The organism is Corallococcus sp. AB018, assembly GCF_003986945.1.
Lineage (GTDB): Bacteria > Myxococcota > Myxococcia > Myxococcales > Myxococcaceae > Corallococcus > Corallococcus exiguus.
On record NZ_RAWR01000022.1, the window covers coordinates 36,018 to 55,988 of the forward strand.

4 protein-coding genes and 1 pseudogene are annotated in these 19,971 nt (G+C 71.4%); all 5 read left to right on the forward strand.

Going from position 1 to position 19,971, the window contains the following annotated elements; genetic code table 11:
- Positions 1-37: 37 nt before the first annotated feature.
- Positions 38-4,696 carry a type I polyketide synthase gene (locus D7Y11_RS07485; RefSeq protein ID WP_121753510.1) on the forward strand — a complete coding sequence of 1,553 codons (4,659 nt, stop codon included), beginning with the start codon at positions 38-40 and terminating at the stop codon, positions 4,694-4,696.
- Positions 4,697-4,735: 39 nt separating this feature from the next.
- Positions 4,736-10,708 (forward strand): type I polyketide synthase, encoded by a 5,973-nt coding sequence (locus D7Y11_RS07490; RefSeq protein ID WP_121753509.1) that lies wholly within the window; start codon positions 4,736-4,738, stop codon positions 10,706-10,708.
- Positions 10,709-10,710: 2 nt separating this feature from the next.
- Positions 10,711-14,034 (forward strand): non-ribosomal peptide synthetase, encoded by a 3,324-nt coding sequence (locus D7Y11_RS07495; RefSeq protein ID WP_121753508.1) that lies wholly within the window; start codon positions 10,711-10,713, stop codon positions 14,032-14,034.
- The gene (locus tag D7Y11_RS07500; protein WP_158629072.1) at positions 14,027-18,562 is read left to right on the forward strand and encodes a type I polyketide synthase; all 4,536 of its coding nucleotides are present in this window, start codon (positions 14,027-14,029) and stop codon (positions 18,560-18,562) included. The genes D7Y11_RS07495 and D7Y11_RS07500 overlap by 8 nt, the downstream gene beginning before the upstream one ends.
- A 128-nt stretch (positions 18,563-18,690) precedes the next feature.
- Positions 18,691-19,716: pseudogene (locus D7Y11_RS44150) on the forward strand (MFS transporter); the annotation flags it as partial.
- Positions 19,717-19,971: the final 255 nt, after the last annotated feature.

The window sequence follows — 19,971 nt, forward strand, 5'->3', positions numbered from 1 at the left end:
CTTTCAGGCACACCCCAAGATTTCGAAGGACGGCTCCATGAGCACTGAAACTCCCGAAGTGGATGGCATCGCGGTCATCGGCCTGGGCGGCCGCCTTCCCGGTGCGAAGACCATCTCCGAGTTCTGGAAGAACCTCACCGGCGGCGTGGAGAGCATCACGTTCTTCACCGATGAGGAGCTCATCGCGGAGGGCGCCGACCCCGCGATGGTCCGCGCGCCCAACTACGTGAAGGCCCGCGGCACGCTGGGCGACACGGATCAGTTCGACGCGGCCTTCTTCGGGATGAACCCCCGCGAGGCCGCGCTGATGGACCCGCAGCACCGCGTCTTCCTGGAGTGCGCGTGGGAGGCGATGGAGGCCGCCGGCTACAGCCCGGAGCGCCAGCCCGGCCGCGTGGGCGTGTTCGGCGGCATGAGCATGAACACGTACCTGCTCTCCAACCTGTACTCGCACCTGGCGCACGTCGCGTCGGTGGAGAGCCTCCAGGCGTCCATCGGCAACGACAAGGACAGCCTCACCACGGAAGTGGCGTACCGGATGGACCTGAAGGGGCCGGCCGTCACGGTCCAGTCCTCGTCCTCCACGTCGCTCACGTGCATCCACTACGCCTGCCAGAGCCTGCTGTCGTTCGAGTGCGACATGGCGCTGGCCGGTGGCGTGTCCATCCACTTCCCGGAGAAGGCGGGCTACCTGTACCACGAGGGTGGCACCACGGCGCCGGACGGCCACTGCCACACCTTCGACGAGGAGGCCGCGGGCTTCGTCGCCGGCCACGGCGCGGCGGTGGTCGCGCTCAAGCGCCTGTCGGACGCGCTCAAGGACGGTGACACCGTCTACGCGGTGGTGCGTGGCTCGGCGGTGAACAACGACGGCTCGCAGAAGGTCAGCTACATGGCCCCGGCCGTCGCGGGTCAGGCGGAGGTCATCGCGCTGGCGCAGGCGGTCGCGGGCGTGGATCCGGACTCCATCGGCTACGTGGAGGCGCACGGCACGGCGACCAAGGTCGGGGATCCGATTGAAGTCGCGGCGCTCACGCAGGCCTTCCGCCAGGGCACGGACAAGAAGAACTTCTGCGCGCTGGGCTCGGTGAAGAGCAACATCGGCCACCTGGACTCGGCGGCGGGCGCGGTGGGCTTCATCAAGGCGGCCCTCACGCTGCACCACAAGGTGATTCCGCCCAGCCTCAACTTCAAGAAGCCCAACCCGGCTTGCGACTTCCCCAACAGCCCGTTCTACGTGAACACGGAGCTGCGCGACTTCCCTCGCGGTGAGACGCCGCGCCGCGCGGGCGTCACGTCACTGGGCATGGGCGGCACCAACGCGCACGCCATCCTGGAGGAGGCGCCGGAGCTGCCCGCCACCGACAAGGCCCGCCTGCCCGCGCAGGTGGTGCTGCTGTCGGCGCGCACGGAGAACTCGCTGGAGGTCGCCACCGACCGGCTGGCCGCGCACCTGCGCGAGAACCCGAACGTGGACCTGGCGGACGTGGCGCACACGCTCCAGCTGGGCCGCAAGCGCTTCGGCAAGCGGCGGGCGGTGGTGGCGCGCACCACTGCGGAGCTGGCCTCCACGCTGGCGGAGCGCACCCCGGGCCGCGTCTTCTCCGGCAGCGCGGAGAACAGCGGCCGTCCGGTGATGTTCATGTTCTCCGGGCAGGGCTCGCAGTACGTGGACATGGGCCGCGAGCTGTACGAGACGGAGAAGTCCTTCCGCGCCCAGGTGGACACCTGCGCGGAGAAGCTCAAGCCGCACCTGGGCCTGGACCTGCGCACGGTGCTGTACCCGGCCGCGGAGTCGCGCGAACTGGCGTCGGAGCGCCTCAAGCAGACCGGCCTCACCCAGCCCGCGCTGTTCGTCATCGAGTACGCGCTGGCGAAGCTCTGGGAGTCGTGGGGCGTGACGCCGCACGCGATGGTGGGCCACAGCATCGGTGAGTACGTGGCCGCGTGCCTCGCGGGCGTGTTCACCCTGGATGACGCGCTGGCGCTGGTGGCCGCGCGTGGCCGCCTGATGCAGTCGCTGCCCGCGGGCTCCATGCTCGCGGTGTCCCTGCCGGAAGAGCACGTCACGCCCATGTTGCCGGAGGGCCTGTCCGTGGCGGCGGTGAACAGCCCGGCCACGTGCGTGGTCGCCGGCCCCACGCCGCTGGTGGACGCGTTCACTGAGACGCTGAAGCTCCAGGGTCTGGCGTCCTCGCGGCTGCACACGTCGCACGCGTTCCACTCCGCGATGATGGACCCCATCCTGGACTCCTTCCGCGAGGCGGTGCGCAAGGTGGCCCGGAAGGCGCCGACGAAGCCCTACCTGTCCAACGTCACCGGCACCTGGGTGACGGCCGAACAGGCCACGAGCCCCGACTACTGGGCGAAGCACCTGCGCGGCGCGGTGCGCTTCGCGGACGGCGTGGGCGAGCTGCTCAAGGAGTCCGACGCCATCCTGCTGGAGGTGGGCCCGGGCAACACGCTCGTCACGCTGGCCCGGCAGCACCCGGACAAGGGCGCGAAGCACGCGCTGATCAACTCGCTGCGCCACCCGAAGGAGCAGGTCGCGGACCTGGACCACGTGCTGGCCACGCTGGGCCGGCTGTGGCTGGAGGGCGTGGAGGCGGACTGGGACGCGTTCCGTGGCGGTGAGAAGCGCCGCCGCATCGCGCTGCCCACGTCCCCCTTCGAGCGTCAGCGCCACTGGGTGGACCCGCGCAAGGAGACCGCCGCCGACGGCGAGCGCGCCGAGTGGGCGTCCGCGGATCAGAAGCAGCCCGTGGCCCGCTGGTTCTACCTGCCGTCGTGGCAGCGCGCGCTGCCGTCGCCGCAGGGCACCTGGAGCGAGAAGAAGGCCACCTGGTGGCTGCTCCTCCCGGACGACGCCAACGAAGGCGTGGGCGCGCGGCTCGCGCTCAAGCTGGGTGAGGCCGGCCAGGACGTGGTGCGCATCACCCCGGCCGCCGTCACCGCGAAGCACGACGAGCACCACTGGTCGCTCGCGCTGGGCGGCGAGGCCACGGTGCTGGAGGCGCTCACCGCGCAGGGCCGCGCCCCGGACCACGTGCTGCACCTGGGCACGCTGGGCCTGGGTGACGCGCACGGCGAAGCGGACTTCGAGTCCGCGCTGGGCAAGGGCTTCCTGGGGCTGTTGTCCCTGGCGCAGGCCCTGGGCCGTCAGCCGGGCACCCGTCCCGTGTCGCTGGTCGCCGTGACGAACCGCATGCAGGCGCTGGGCGACGAGGCGCCGAACCCGGAGCTGGCCACGGTGCTGGGCCCGGTGCGCGTCATCCCGCAGGAGTACGGCCACCTGTCCGCGAAGGCCGTGGACGTGCGCCTGCCGCCGTCCGGCAGCTGGCAGGAGACGGCGCTGGTGGAGGCCCTGCTGTCCGAGGCCGCCACGCCGTCCAAGCTGGAGACCGTCATCGCGTACCGGGGCGGGGCCCGCTGGGTCCAGCACTTCGAGCACGTGCCGGCGGACGCGCCGCGCGCCGCGCAGTTGCCGCTGCGCGACGGGGGCGTGTACCTGATCATCGGCGGCTTCGGCACGCTGGGCTTCTCCCACGCGAAGTCGCTGGCGAAGCGCGCGAAGGTGAAGCTGGTGCTCGCGGGCCGCACGGCGCTGCCGGAGCGCTCGCAGTGGGACGCGCATCTGTCCGCCCATGGCGAGGACGACGCCGTCTCCCGCCGCATCCGTCAGGTGCGGGAGCTGGAGGCGCTGGGCGCCCAGGTGCACACCGTGTCCGTGGACGCGGGCAACAAGGTCCAGGTGAAGGAGACCGTGGACGTGGCGCTGACTCACTTCGGCGCACTGCACGGCGTGGTCTTCGCCGCGGGTGACGTGGGCCAGGCGCTCTTCCGCGCCATCCCGGACACCCGGCCCGAGGACGTGCGCGACACCTTCCACGGCCGCGTGCGCGGGCTGTACGCGCTGGAGGAGGCCGTGCGCGGACGCGCGCTGGACTTCTGCGTGCTGTCGTCGTCGCTGGCGGCGGTGCTGGGCGGCCTGGGGCTCGCGGCGTACTCGGCGGCCACGTCCTTCATGGACGCGTTCGCCACGAAGCAGGCGCAGACGTCGCCGGTGCCGTGGATGAGCGTGGGCTGGGACGCGTGGCAGTACGAGTCCCGCGCGGGCGGCGCGCAGAGCCCGTTCGGCGCGCTGGCCATCACTGCGGCGGAAGGCGAGGACGCCTTCGAGCAGCTCTTCCAGTTGGGCGCCGTGTCGCACGTGGCCGTGTCCACGAGCAACCTGCGCGCCCGCGCGCGCAAGTGGGCCCAGCCGGCCGCCGCGCAGGAGCAGGCGGAGGCGAAGCAGGAGGCGGGCTCGTCCCTGGGCACCACGCCCCGGCCCGCGCTCCAGAACGCCTACGTGCCGCCTCGCGACGAGCTGGAGGAGAAGATTGCCCGCCTCTGGCAGACGACGCTGGGCATCGACCAGGTCGGCGTGCACGACAACTTCTTCGAGCTGGGTGGCAACTCGCTCGTCGGCGTGAAGCTGATTGCCCGCGTGCGCGAGCAGTTCGGCGTCGCGCTGCCGGCCGTCACCCTCTACGAAGGCCCCACCGTGGGGGCGCTGGCCAGGCTGCTCAAGGCCGCCAGCGGCACCGAGGACACGGAAGCCGCGCCCGAGGAGACCGAGGCGCTCAGCCGCGGGGAGCGCCGCCGTGCGCGCCGCACCAACCGCCGGGGAGACAGCGCCTCCGACGAGGAGTAGCCGTCCCCTCTCCCACCTTTCGCCGCCCGAGCACACCCCATGTCCGCTGAATCGAACATCGACGCGCAGGCCATCGCCATCGTCGGCATGGCCGGACGTTTCCCCGGCGCTCCCGACCTGGACTCCTTCTGGAAGAACCTGCGCGACGGCGTGGAGTCCATCCAGCCCGTCCCCGACGCGGAGCTGGAGAAGCTGGGCGTGGACCCGGTCCTTCGCAAGGACCCGCGCCACGTGAAGGCCAGCGCCGCGCTCGCCGGCATGGAGCTGTTCGACGCGGGCTTCTTCGGCTTCACGCCCCGCGAGGCGGAGCTGATGGACCCGCAGCAGCGCGTCTTCCTGGAGTGCGCGTGGGAGGCGCTGGAGAAGGCGGGCCACACGCCGGAGGGCTTCGACGGCTCCATCGGCGTGTTCGCGGGCGCGGCCACCAACACGTACCTGGTGTTCCACCTGGTCCCCAACTTCGACCAGTTGAGCGGCATGGACCAGGTGCAGATCGACGTGAACAACGGCGGCGATTTCCTGGCCACCCGCGTCGCGTACAAGCTCAACCTGCGCGGCCCCAGCTACTCCATCACCAGCGCGTGCTCCACGTCGCTCGTCGCCACGCACGCGGCCTGCCAGAGCCTCTTGAATGAAGAGTGCGACCTGGCGCTGGCGGGTGGCGTGTCCGTGCACGTGAAGCACCCGGAGGGCTACCCCTTCGTGCCCGGCGGCATCGTGTCCCCGGACGGCCACTGCCGCGCGTTCGACGCGAAGGCGGAGGGCACGGTGTTCGGCAGCGGCGTGGGCGTGGTGGTGCTCAAGCGGCTGGCGGACGCCATTGAAGACGGCGACCACATCCACGCCATCATCAAGGGCAGCGCCATCAACAACGACGGCGCGCTGAAGGTGGGCTTCACCGCCCCCAGCGTGGAGGGCCAGGCCACCGTCATCACCGAGGCCCTGGGCGCGGCGGGCGTGGCGCCGGAGACCATCGGCTACCTGGAGGCGCACGGCACCGGCACGAAGATGGGTGACCCCATCGAGGTGCGTGCACTCAACAAGGCGTTCAAGTTCCGCTCGGCGGCGGCGAAGGCGAACCCGCCCAGGATTCCGGTGGGCTCGCTCAAGAGCAACATCGGCCACCTGGCCAACGCGGCCGGCGTGTCCAGCCTCATCAAGGCCGTGCTGACGCTGGAGCAGCGGCAGATTCCGCCCAGCCTCCACGTGACGGAGGTGAACCCGGAGATTCCGTTCGCGGGCGGCCCGTTCTTCGTCAACACGAAGCTCACCGACTGGCAGGCGAACCCCAAGCATCCGCGCCGCGCGGGCGTGAGCTCCTTCGGCGTGGGCGGCACGAACGCGCACATCGTGTTGGAAGAGGCGCCTGTCCTTCCCGCGTCCGGCGCGTCCCGGCCCGCGCAGCTCCTGGTGCTGTCCGCGAAGAGCGACGCGGCGCTGGATGCCGCGACGCAGAACCTGGCCGCGCACCTCAAGGCGCACCCCGCGCAGGCGCTGGCGGACGTGGCCTTCACGCTCCAGACGGGCCGTCAGGCCATGGCGAAGCGGCGCGTGCTGGTGTGCCGTGACCGAGACGACGCGCTCGCCGCGCTGGAGGTGGAGAATAGCCCCCGCCAGTGGACGAACACGCCGGACGTGCACGAGCGGCCGGTGGCCTTCCTGTTCCCCGGCCAGGGCTCGCAGTACGTGGGCATGGCGCGCGACCTGTACGCGTCCGAGCCGACCTTCAAGCGGCACCTGGACGCGTGCGCGGACAAGCTGACGCCGCACCTGGGCCTGGACCTGCGCACGGTCCTCTTCCCGGAAGCCTCCAAGGCGGGAGCGGCGACGCAGGCGCTGACGCGCACGGAGCTGACGCAGCCCGCGCTCTTCGCCGTGGAGTACGCGCTGGCGAAGCTGTGGATGGCCTGGGGCGTGAAGCCCTCCGCGATGCTGGGGCACAGCATCGGTGAGTACGTGGCAGCATGCCTCGCGGGCGTGTTCAGCCTGGATGACGCGCTGGCGCTGGTGGCCGCGCGCGGCAAGCTGATGCAGGGGCTGCCCTCGGGCGCCATGCTGTCCGCGAAGCTGGACGAGTCCGCGCTCAAGCCGCTGCTCCCCGCGAACGTCAGCGTGGCCGCCGTGAACGCGCCGGGCTTCACCGTCGTGGCCGGTCCCACCGACGCGGTGGACGCGCTCCAGGCAAAGCTGGAGGCGCAGGGCGTGGAGGTGTCGCGGCTGCACACGTCGCACGCGTTCCACTCCGCGATGATGGACCCCATCCTCGCGCCCTTCACCGAGCGCGTGCGCCAGGTGAAGCTCAACGCGCCCACCCTGCCCTTCCTGTCCAACGTGACGGGCACCTGGATTGAAGCGGCGCAGGCGACCGACCCGGGCTACTGGGCCACGCACCTGCGTCAGGCCGTGCGCTTCTCCGTGGGCCTCCAGGAGCTTTCCCGCAAGTGGCCGCAGGCGGCCCTGCTGGAGGTGGGCCCCGGCACGGTGCTCACCACGCTGGCGAAGCAGCAGCCGGGCGCGGAAGCGCGCGTACTCATCTCCTCCACGCGTCACCCGCGCGAGCAGGCGCCGGACCTCCAGGTGCTCCTGGGCGCGCTGGGCCGGCTGTGGCTGGGCGGCGTGACGGTGGACTGGAAGGGCTTCGCGGGCAACGAGCAGCGCCGCCGCGTGCCGCTGCCCACCTACCCCTTCCAGCGCGAGCGCTACTGGATCGACGCGAAGCCGCTGGGCGGTGGTGCCCGCGCGGACGCGCCCGCGTCGCTGGCGAAGCGCTCGGACGTGGCGGACTGGTTCTACGCGCCGTCGTGGAAGCTGTCCCCGCTACCCAAGGCGAAGGACGCGGCGGGCGCGGGCTGGCTGGTGCTCGCGGACGACACCGGCGTGGCGGAGGCCCTGGCGCCGAAGCTGGATGGAGACGTCTTCCGCGTCGTCCCCGGCGCGCGCTTCGAGCAGCGTCCGGACGGCACGTTCACGGTGGACCCGGCGCGCCGCGAGGACTTCTGCGCGGTGCTGGAGGCGCTGAAGAAGCAGGGCCGCGCATTCTCCAACGTGGTGCACCTGTGGAGCCTGTCGCGCGAGCCTGTGTCCCAGGAGAAGTCGCTGGACCTGGGCTTCCACAGCCAGCTGTTCCTCGCTCGCGCCCTGGGCGACACGGGCCATATCGAGCCGCTCACCTGGTCCGTGGTGACCAGCCGCTCCGCCCGCGTGGAGCAGGCGGACGCGCAGCTGCCGGAGCAGTCCCTGCTGGTGGGCCCCTCGCGCGTGCTGCCGCAGGAGTACCCGAACCTCGCGTGCCGCTTCGTGGACGTGGTGCCCGGCGACGCAAGCGCGGTGGCGGACCGGCTGACCGCGGAGCTGCGCGCCGAACCGCGTGACGCGGTGGTGGCCCTGCGTGGCCGCCAGCGTTGGGTGCAGACCTTCGAGCCCGTGCGCCTGGAGGCGGCCGGCGCGGAGGTGCTGCGCGACGGCGGCGCGTACCTCATCACCGACGGCCTCACCGGCATCGGACATGCGCTGGCGTCCGAGCTGGCCACGGTTCACCACGCGAAGCTGACGCTGGTGGAGACGGCGGACTTCCCCAGCCGCGGCCAGTGGACGGCGTGGGTGGAGAAGCACGGCGTGGAGGACGCGGTGTCCCGCCGCATCCAGCGCGCGCTGGCCCTGGAGCGCACGGGCGTGGAGATGCTGGTGCTGCCGGCGTCCCTCACCGAAGTGGAGTCCATGCGCGGCGTGGTGGACGCGGCGGTGGCGCGCTTCGGCCGCATCGACGGCGTCATCCACGCGGCGGGCGGCATGCAGGGCGCCACGCTGGGCACCATCGCGGAGACGGGCCCGGACGAGTGCGCCTGGCACTTCCGCCCGCAGGTGCACGGCGTGCGGGTGCTGGAAGAGGTGCTCCCGAAGGAAGGCCCCGCGTTCTGCCTCCTCGTGTCGTCGCTGTCGTCCGTGCTGGGCGGCCTGGGTCAGGTGGCGCAGGCCTCCGCCAGCGCCTTCATGGACGCCTTCGCGGAAGCGCGCACGGAGGGCTTCGCCTACCCGTGGCTGAGCGTGGACTGGGACGCGTGGCAGTTCGCGGACGCGCAGGCCATGGCGGAGCTGTCCCCCACGCTGGCCCAGTTCGCCATCCAGCCCGCCGAAGGCCTGGAGGCGCTGCGCCGCGCGCTGTCGCATGGCGAGAGTGGCCGGCTGGCTGTCTCCACCGGTGACCTGGCCGCGCGCCGCCGTCAGGGGCCTCGTGCCGCGAAGACGGAGAAGGGCAAGAAGGACGCGGCGAAGGGCAACAAGCACGCGCGGCCCTCCATCCTCACGCCCTACGCCGCGCCTCGCACGGAGCTGGAGAAGACCGTCGCGGGCATCTGGGAGCAGGTGCTGGGAATCGGCGGCATCGGCATCAACGACAACTTCTTCGAGCTGGGCGGCCACTCGCTGCTGGCCACGCAGCTGCGCAACCACATCCACGCGGTGCTGAAGGTGGACCTGTCGCTGCGCGGCCTCTTCGAGACGCCCACCGTCGCGGGCGTCGCCGGGCGCGTGGAGCAGGAGCTGGGCAAGCGCGCGGCCTCCACGGAGAAGCCCATCGCGGAGCGCCTGCGCACCGCGTTCCCCACCGAGCGCCCCGCCCTGCTCACCGAGTACCTGCGCCACCACATCTCGGAAGGCCTGCGCATCCCGCTGGACAAGCTGCCCGCCGACGGCAGCCTCAAGGGCTACGACCTGCACGCGCTGGGCGCGGAGCTGGAGTACGACCTGCGGCAGGACTTCAAGTTCCAGCTCTACCCGCACGAGGTGCAGGCGCACCCGTCCATCCCGGAGCTGTCCAAGTACCTGCTGGTGGAGATGGACCGCCTGCAGGACCCGCAGCGCTTCGCGGAGAACAAGCCGCTGTCCGCGTATCCGCTCAAGCCCTATCGCGCGCAGACGTCCGGCATGCAGCGCACCAACACGGCGAAGAAGAACCCGCCCATGGTGTTCGTGCACTCCAGCCCGCGCGCGGGCTCCACGCTGTTCCGCGTGATGCTCGCGGGACACCCGCGGCTGTTCTGCCCGCCGGAAGTGAACCTGCTCTTCTTCGAGGGCATGCGCGAGTGGCGCGAGAACATCGGCTTCGGCAGCGAGATGGAGTGGACCACGGGCGGCCTGCAGTGGGCGCTCATGGAGCTGGAGAAGCTGGACTCGCCCGCCGGCGCCGCGCTGGTGGACCGGCTGGTCGCGGATGACGTGTCCGCGCAGGACGTCTACCGCCGCCTCCAGGAGAAGTCCTCGCCCCGGCTGCTCGTGGACAAGACGCCCACGTACGCCATGGACGTGGAGACGCTGGAGCGCGCGGAGCGGATGTTCGAGGGCAACAAGTACATCTACCTCTACCGCCACCCGCTCCCGGTGATGGAGTCCATCCTCCGGATGCGCTTCGACCGCCTCTTCGCCGCCGGCCTCTTCGGCGACGCGGACGTGGACCCCTACGTGGTGGCGGAGACGGTGTGGGCCCTGTCCAACCGGAACCTGCTCAACTTCTTCGACGGCATCGGCCGCGAGCGCTGCCACTGGGTGCGCTACGAGGACCTGGTCGCGGACCCCACGAAGGTCATGACCGGCGTGGCCCGGTTCCTGGGGCTCGAGTTCGACGAGCGCATGGTCCAGCCGTACGACGGCAAGAAGGACCGCATGATGGGCGGCCTGGGCGACCCGAACATCCTCCAGCACCAGGGCATCGAGAAGAAGATGGGCGAGTCCTGGAAGCGGATCAAATGGCCCCGCCCCTTCGACGCCTCCACCCACGCGGTGATTGAGCGGCTGGGCTACTCCGTGGAGGGCGCCACGCCCACGCAGCCCCTGGTGACCGCGCAGCCGGTGGCCACGCCCGCCGCGAAGCAGAAGGTGTCCGCGGCGGAGGCGGAGAAGTTGCTGGAGAACATGGACCAGCTGTCGGACGAACAGGTGGCGGAGCTGCTCGCGGTGCTGGAAGACGCGGGCGGCGGTGACGGTGGTGGTAGCAGCAGCAGCGAGGACGCGGCCTGAACATGACGCCCGAAGAGAAGCGAGCACGCCTGGCGCAGCTCCTGAAGGACAAGTCGCGCCCTGCCTCGAAGCAGGCGCCCCTGTCCTTCGCGCAGGAGCGGATGTGGTTCCTGGACAAGTGGAGCCCCGGCAGCGCGGCGTTCCACATGCCCACCGCGGTGCGATTGACGGGCACCGTGGACACGGACGCGCTGCGCCGCGCCCTGGCCCTGCTGGTGGAGCGGCACGACACGCTGCGCACCACCTTCCAGGAGCGCGAAGGCGGCGGCGCGCAGGTCATCGCCTCCACGGGCGAAGTGCCGCTGGAGGTGATGGACCTCCAGGGACTGCCGGTGACCGAGCGCGAGGCTGAGGCCCAGCGGCGCGTGGTCACGCTCGCGCAGCAGCCGTTCAGCCTGGAGCAGGGGCCGCTGCTGCGCGCGGTGCTGATGCTCCTGGGCAACGGCGAGCAGGTGTTGCTGGTGGATCAGCACCACATCGTCTCCGACGGTTGGTCCATGGGCGTGCTCGTGCACGAGTTGGCGGTGCTGTACCGCGCGTGCCTGGAAGGTCAGCCCTCGCCGCTCAAGCCCCTGCCGCTGCAGTACGCGGACTGGGCGGCGTGGCAGAAGGAATGGCTCCAGGGCGCGGAGCTGGAGCGCCAGCTCACCTACTGGAAGAACCGGCTCAACCCCAACGCGCTGCTGGAGCTGCCCCAGGACAAGCCGCGTCCGGCGCTGATGAGTTCCAAGGGCGAGCGGCAGGTGATGCACCTGTCCCCCGCCCTCACCCAGGCGCTCAAGGCGCTGGGCCAGCGCGAGGGCCGCACGCTCTTCGTCACGCTGCTGTCCGCCTTCAACGTGCTGCTGTCCCGCTACACCGGGCAGGACGACATCGTGGTGGGCACGCCCATCGCGGGCCGTCCGCGCGCGGAGGTGGAGGGGCTCATCGGCCTGTTCGTGAACATGCTGGCGCTGCGCTCGGACCTGTCCGGCAAGCCCACGTTCAAGGAGCTGCTGAACCGCGTGCACGAGTCCACGCTGGACGCGTACGCGCACCAGGACATCCCCTTCGAGCGGCTGGTGGACGCGCTCAAGCCGGAGCGGCACCTCAGCCACTCGCCCATCTTCCAGGTGATGTTCGTCCTGCAGAACGCGCCCATGCCGGCCCTGGAGGCCCCGGGTCTGGTGATGGAGGCGAAGCCGGTGGACACCGGCACGACGAAGTACGACCTGTCGCTCCTGCTGGTGGACCTGCCGCAGGGCCTGCGCGTCATCGCCGAGTACAGCACCGACCTCTTCGAGCGCTCCACCGCGGAGCGGCTCCTGGGCCACTACCTGACGCTGCTCGAAGGCATCGTCGCGCAGCCGGACGTGCCCATCTCCCGCTTGCCGCTGCTGCCCGATGCCGAGCGGCAGCGCGTGATGAAGGACTGGAACGACACCGCCGTCACGCACCCGAAGGACGCGACGCTCACGTCGCTCATCGAGGCGCAGGTGGCGCGCACGCCGGACGCCGTCGCCCTGGAGTTCGAGGGCAGCCGCCTCACCTACCGCGAGCTGGACACCCGCGCGAACCAGCTGGCGCACGCGCTGCGCAAGCACGGCGTGGGACCGGAAGTCCGCGTCGGCCTGTGCGTGGAGCGCTCGCTGGAGATGGTGGTGGGCCTGCTGGGCACGCTGAAGGCGGGCGGCGCCTACGTGCCGCTGGATCCGGGCTACCCGCAGGAGCGCCTGGGTTGGATGCTGGAGGACGCGCGTCCGCCGGTGCTGCTGGTGCAGGAGCGGCTTCTCGCGCGGCTTCCGGCGTCGGATGCGAAGGTGGTGAAGCTGGACACGGGCTGGGAGGAGATTGCCCGCGAGCCCACCACCGCGCCCGCGCCGACTGCCACGCCGGACTCGCTGGCGTACATCATCTTCACGTCTGGCAGCACGGGCCGACCCAAGGGCGCGATGAACGCGCACGGCCCGGTGGTGAACCGCCTGTTGTGGATGCAGTCCGCCTACCAGCTCACGCCGCGGGACGTGGTGCTCCAGAAGACGCCGTTCAGCTTCGACGTGTCCGTCTGGGAGTTCTTCTGGCCGCTGATGACGGGCGCGAAGCTGGTGGTCGCGAAGCCCGGCGGACACCAGGACCCGAGCTACCTCAAGTCGCTGATTGCCTCCGCGTCCGTCACCACGCTGCACTTCGTGCCGTCCATGCTCCAGGCCTTCCTGGACGAGCCGGGCGTGGCCGAGTGCACGTCGCTGAAGCGCGTGGTGTGCAGCGGTGAAGCGCTGCCGCTGGAGCTGAAGGAGCTGTGCCTGCGCACGCTGCCCGGCGCGGGGCTGCACAACCTCTACGGCCCCACCGAGGCCGCGGTGGACGTGACGTTCCACGCGTGCCAGGCGAACGATGGCCGCCGCTCCGTGCCCATTGGCCGGCCGGTGGACAACACGCAGATCCGCATCCTGGACGCGGAGTTCCAGCCAGTGCCGCAAGGCGCGGCGGGCGAGCTGTACATCGGCGGCGTGCAGGTGGGGCGCGGATATCTGGCGCGGCCCTCGCTGACGGCAGAGCGCTTCATTCCGGATCCGTACGCGACGGTGCCGGGCGCGCGCATGTACCGCACGGGCGACGTGGCGCGGTGGCTGCCGGACGGAGAAATCGAATACCTGGGCCGCGCGGACTTCCAGGTGAAGATCCGCGGCCTGCGCATCGAACTGGGCGAGATTGAGTCCTCGCTGGAGAAGCACCCCACGGTGCGCCAGGCGGTGGTGCTCGCGCGCGAGGACCGGCCGGGACAGAAGCGGCTGGTGGCCTACGTCACCGGCAAGGACGCGAAGCCGGAGGGCGCGGCGCTGCGCACCTACCTGCTGGAGCGGCTGCCCGAGTACATGGTCCCGTCCAACATCGTGGTGCTGGAGCGCATGCCGCTCAGCCCCAACGGCAAGGCGGACCGCAAGGCGCTGCCCGCGCCAGAGTCCGGTGGCGCGGATCCTTCGCGGCCCTTCGTGGCGCCGGGGACGGCCATCGAGCAGCAGATCGCCCAGGCATGGAAGGACCTGCTCCACGTGGAGCAGGTGGGCCTGGACGACCCCTTCTTCGAGCTGGGTGGCAACTCGCTGCTCGCCCTCCAGCTCCACCGCCGGTTGACGGCGGAGCTGGGCGTGACGCTGGCGCTCACGGACCTCTTCCAGTACCCCACCGTGCGGGCACTGGCGGCGCGGCTGTCGCGCCGGGAGGACACGCCCTCGGAGGACGCGGCGCAGGCAGGCCGCTCCCGTGCCGAGGCGCGACGCACGGTCAACCGCCGCGCGGGAGCCTCGCGCGGTCGGGTGGAAACGGATGGAGACGCGGATGAGTGACACAGTGGGTGGTGGCGAGGAGCGCATCGCGATCGTCGGCCTGTCGGGCCGCTTCCCGGGTGCGCAGACGCTGGAGGGCTTCTGGGAGATGCTCCGGCGCGGTGGCGACGCGCGCCGCGTGCCCACGGACGCGGAGCTGGACGACGCGGGCGTTCCCCCTGCCCTGCGCGCCCATCCGCAGTGGGTGCGCTCCAGTTATGTGCTGGAGGGCGCCACGGAGTTCGACGCGGGCCTCTTCGGCTACAGCCCGCGCGAGGCGGAGCTGATGGACCCCCAGCAGCGCATCTTCATGGAGTGCGCGTGGGAGTCGCTGGACAACGCCGGCTACGACCCGGGCCGCTTCAAGGGCGCGGTGGCCGTCTACGCCAGCGTGAGCCTGAGCTCGTACCTGCTGCGCGCACTGATGCGGCAGCCGGACCTGATGGACGCGGCCGGTTCGTTCGGCGTGATGCTGGCCAACGACAAGGACTACGTGGCGACGCGCGTGTCCCACCGGCTGGGCCTGCGAGGCCCCTCCGCGACGGTGCAGACGGCGTGCTCCAGCTCGCTGGTGGCGCTCCACCTGGCGTGCCAGAGCCTGCTGTCCGGCGAGAGCGACATGGCGCTCGCGGGCGGCTCGTCCGTGTCCTTCCCGCAGACGGCGGGCTACCTCTACCAGGAGGGGATGATCTTCTCGCCGGACGGCTACTGCCGCGCGTTCGACTCGAAGGCCAACGGCACCGTGCGCGGCGCGGGCGCGGCGGTGGTCGTGCTCAAGCGTCTGTCCGACGCGCTGAAGGACGGCGACACCATCCACGGCGTGCTGCTGGGCACGGCGGTGAACAACGACGGCGCGGGCAAGGTGGGCTTCACCGCGCCCAGCGTGGAGGGCCAGGCCGCGGTCATCGCGGAGGCGCTCGCCATCTCTGGCGTCACGCCGGACGACATCCAGTACGTGGAGGCCCACGCGACAGGCACCCCGCTGGGCGACCCGATTGAAGTGGCCGCGCTCAACCATGCCTTCGGTGGAAAGGAGACGGGCCAGAAGCGCGTGGCGCTGGGCTCGCTCAAGGCGGCCATCGGCCACCTGGACGCGGCGGCCGGCATCGCGGGCGTGGTGAAGACAGTGCTCGCCATGGAGCACGGCGAGATTCCCGCGAGCCCCCACTTCCAACAGGCCAACCCCGTCATCGACTTCGACGCGGGGCCCTTCTTCGTGCCCTCGCAGCCCCGTCCGTGGACGTCCGCGAACGGGCCTCGTCGCGCGGGCGTGAGCGCCTTCGGCATCGGCGGCACCAACACGCACGTCATCCTGGAGGAGGCCCCGAAGAGCGCCGCCCCCGCGCCGTCGCGCCGTGCGTGGCACGTGCTGCCCCTGTCCGCCCGCACGCTCGCGGCGCTGGACGCGGCGACGGAGCGGCTGGCCGCGCACCTGGACGCGAATCCGAACGTGTCCCTGGCGGACGTGGCCTACACGCTCCAGGTGGGCCGGCATGCGCACGAGCATCGCCGCGCGGTGGTGGTGAAGGACGTGGCGGATGCGAAGGCGGCGCTGCGGGACGCTCGGCGGCTGCTGGGTGGCTCCGGCACCAATACGCGCCGGCCGGTGGTGTTCCTCTTCTCCGGCCAGGGTTCGCAGTACGTGGACATGGGCCGGGGCCTCTACGAGCAGGAGCCCGCCTTCCGCACGGAGGTGGACGCGTGCGCGGAGAAGCTGAAGCCGCACCTGGGCCTGGACCTGCGCACCGTGCTCTATCCGCCCGCGGACGGGCGCGAGAAGGCCACCGAGCAGCTCAAGCAGACGTCCCTCACGCAGCCCGCGCTGTTCGTCATCGAGTACGCGCTCGCGAAGCTATGGGCGTCCTGGGGTGTGACGCCGCAGGCGATGGTGGGCCACAGCATCGGTGAGTACGTGGCCGCGTGCCTGTCCGGCGTGTTCAGCCTGGACGACGCGCTGGCGCTGGTGGCCACGCGCGGCCGGCTGATGCAGTCGCTGCCCTCGGGCTCCATGTTGTCCGTGCGGATGACGCCGGAGGCTCTGGCACCGCTGATGGATGCGCGCATCTCCGTGGCCGCCGTGAACGCGCCGGGCTTCACCGTCGTGGCGGGCCCCACCGACGCGGTGGACGCGCTCCAGGCGAAGCTGGAGGCGCAGAAGGTGGAGGTGTCGCGGCTGCACACGTCGCACGCGTTCCACTCCCACATGATGGACCCCATCGTGGAGGAGTTCCGCCAGTCGGTGGCGAAGGTCGCGCGCAAGGAGCCGAAGGACCTCTACCTGTCCAACGTCACCGGCACCTGGGTGACGCGCGAGGACGCGGTGAGCCCGGCGTACTGGGCGCGTCACCTGCGCGACGCCGTGCGATTCCAGGACTCGGCGACGCTGCTGTTGAACGACCCCGAGCACGTCTTCCTGGAGCTCGGCCCCGGCAACGCGCTGGCCACGCTGGTGCGCCGCAACGCCGCCGAAGGCACCTTCCCGGCCATCCTCTCGACGCTGCCCGCGCCGCGCGACGCCCAACAGGACGCGCTCACGCACGCCACGGATGCGTTCGCGAAGCTGTGGCTCGCGGGCGCGAAGTCGACTGCCGGCCGCGCCTACAAGGGCGAGGCCCGCCGCCGCATCCCCCTGCCCGCCTACCCCTTCCAGCGCGAGCGCTACGACCTGCTCAAGGGCCCGCCGCCCGCGCTGCCTCGCGCCGCCGCCGCGCGGACTGTGACGACGCAGGGCGTGGAGTTGACCGTCCCCGCGTGGCCGCGCACGCGCGCCTCGCCGCAAGTGCCGTCGCTTTCCGGCCAGCGCTGGCTGGTGCTGGAAGCGGACACGCCGGTGGCTGCACGCGTGTCGGAGCGGCTGCGCCAGGCGGGCGCGGACGTGGTGTCGCTCGTCGCGGGACAGGGCGCGTCGGATCCAGTGACGAAGCGCTTCGCCGTGGATGTGGCCTCGCCCGACGCGCTGAGCGAGCACCTGGAGCGCCTGCGTGGCGAGGACTGGACGCCCGCGCATATCGCCTACCTGTGGCCGCTGGTGAAGGAGCCGCGCGACCTGGAGTCGGGGCTCGCGACGTCCGTCCACGGACTGCTCGCGCTGGCGAAGGCCGTGGGCCCGGGCGCGGCGAAGACGCCCGTGATGCTGGACGTGGTGACCACCGGCGCCCAGGACGTCACGGGTGAAGAGCCGTTGCTGCCCTGGCAGGCGGCCGCGGTCGGTGCCAGCCGCGTGCTGCCGCAGGAGTACCCCGGCCTCACCGTGCGCGCCGTCGACGTCACCTGGCCCGCGCCGGACGAGTCCGCGTCCGGCCCGTGGCTGGAGCGGATGGTGACGGAGCTGGCCGCCGGCAAGGACCCCGTGGTCGCGCTGCGCGGTCCGTACCGGCACGTCGAGGCGTTCGAGACCATCGACGTCCCGGCCTCCACGGAGCAGGCCGGACTCAAGGACGGTGGGGTCTACGTCATCGTCGGGGGTCTGGGCCGCGTGGGCCTTGCGCTCGCGGAGCAGCTCACGCAGGCGGTGAAGCCGAAGCTCGTGCTGCTGTCTCGCCGCACGCTGCCCGCTCCCGGAGAATGGGACGCGTGGCGCGCGGGCCATGACGCGCAGGACGCGACGTCCAAGGCCATCGACCGCATGCGCGCATTGGAGCGCTCAGGCGCACAGGTCCTGGCGCTGCGCGCGGACGCGGGCATCCCCGGTCAGCTCGACAAGGCGCTCCAGGTCGCGGAGTCGAAGTTCGGCCGCATCGACGGCGTCTTCTACGCGGCCGGCGACGGCGGCATGGCCACCCGCATCTCCGTGGCCGAGGCCACGCCGGAGGCCACCACTCCGCTGCTGTCCGGCCGCTTCGGAGGCCTCACGCAGCTGGCGGAGGCGCTGTCGTCACGGCAGCCGGACTTCGTCATCGTGCAGTCCTCCCTCACCGTGGTGCTGGGCGGCATGGCGGTCAGCGCGGTAGCGGCGGCGCACTCCGGCATGGACGCGGTGGCGGCCCGGCAGGCCCGGCTGGGCGGCACCCGCTGGTACACCGTGGACTGGGACGTGTGGGGCGTGGGCGAGGGCTTCCGGCCCGACGCCGTCATCTCCCCCACCGAGGGCTTCCGCCTCCTGCGCGCGCTGCTCACCCAGCCCACCGGAGGACGCTTCCTCGCGTCGCTCGGGTCACTGGAGGCGCGGCGTCAGGTGGCTCGCGACGGTGCCTCCACCTCCCGCGCGGGCGGAAGCGCCAGCGGCAAGCACCCGCGTCCCCCGCTCGCCAACGCCTTCGTCGCGCCGCGCGACGAGACCGAGGAGAAGGTCGCCGCGCTCTGGCAGGACCTGCTGGGCTTGGAGTCGGTGGGCATCACCGACAACTTCTTCGAGCTGGGCGGCCACTCGCTGCTGGGCGTGCAGTTGCTGTCGCGCATCCGCGAGGCCTTCCAGGTCGAGCTGTCCATGCGCGCCCTCTTCGAGTCCCCCACCGTGGAGGTGATGACGGTGGCCATCGTGGAGGCGAGCGCCAGTCAGCTCGACCCCGAAGCCCTGGAAGCCATGCTCGCGGAGCTGGAGCAGAGCTGAAATCCCCCTAGCAACGCCGGGCCCGCGCGCACTCCCGTAGTACGGTGCGCGGGCCCTTGACCCTCCTGCCCCCCAGGAGAAAGAGACTTGGAATGAGCCTCGCGCAACGCCTGACCATCACCCAGCCCATGCGGGTCTTCTGGATCACCTGGTTCGGCCAGCTCATCTCGATCCTCGGCTCCGGCCTCACGTCCTTCGGCGTGGGCGCGAAGGTCTTCCTCGACACGCGCTCCACCACGCAGTTCGCGCTGCTGTCCTTCTTCGCGCTCGCCCCCATGGTGGTGCTGTCCCCCATCGCGGGGACGCTCATCGACCGGTGGGACCGCCGCCGCGCCATGCTGCTGGCGGACCTGGGCAACGGCTTCACCACCCTGCTCATCTTCGGCATGTTGATGGCCAGCGACCGGGGGATGTTCAAGCTCGAGACCTGGCACTTCTACCTGCCCGTCTCCCTGGGCTCGTGCTTCGGCGCCTTCCGCTGGCCGGCCTTCTTCGCCACCGTGACGCTCATCGTGCCCAAGCAGCACCTGGGCCGCGCCAACGCCATGGCGGAGGTGGCCAGCGGCGCCAGCCAGATCCTCTCCCCCATCATCGCGGGAGCGCTCATCGACAGCGTGGGCCTGGTGGGCGTGCTGACGGTGGACGTCTGCAGCTTCCTCATCGCCGTCACCACCCTGCTGATGGTCCGCTTCCCTCGGCCCGTCGCCTCCGAGGCGGGCCAGCAGGGCAAGGGGTCGCTGCTCACGGAGATGAAGCAGGGCTGGAGCTTCATCAGCGCGCGCAAGGGGCTCTTGTCCCTGATGGCCTTCACCGGCGTGGCCGTGCTGTGCATGGACCTGGTGGTGCTGTTGATCACCCCCCTGGTGCTCGCCTTCACGGACATCTCCACGCTGGGCCGCATCGCGTCCATCGCGGGCGTGGGCGCGCTCCTGGGCGGCATCGGCATGGGCGTGTGGGGCGGCCCCAAGAACCCGCTGTACGGCATCCTCGGCTTCCATGCGTTTTCGGGCGTGGTGCTCTTCATGGCCGCGCCGTCGCCCAGCGTGCCGCTGGTCGCCGCCGCCGCCGCGCTCTATCTGTTCACCATGCCCCCCGTGATGGCGGGCATCCAGTCCATCTGGCAGCGCAAGATTCCCTCGGACCTCCAGGGTCGCGCCGCCGCCGTGAAGCGGATGGTCATCCTCTGCGTGTCGCCGTTCGCGAGCCTCATCGCGGGGCCGCTCGCGGATGACATCTTCGAGCCCGCCATGCGCGAGGGGGGCGTGCTCGCCAGCACCATGGGCCGCCTGCTGGGCGTGGGCCCGGGGCGCGGCATCGCCGTCATCTTCATCGTCCTGGGCCTGCTGACGCTCGCGAACGTCACGGTCGGGTGGCTCAACCCGCGCCTGCGCAACCTGGACAAGGAGCTG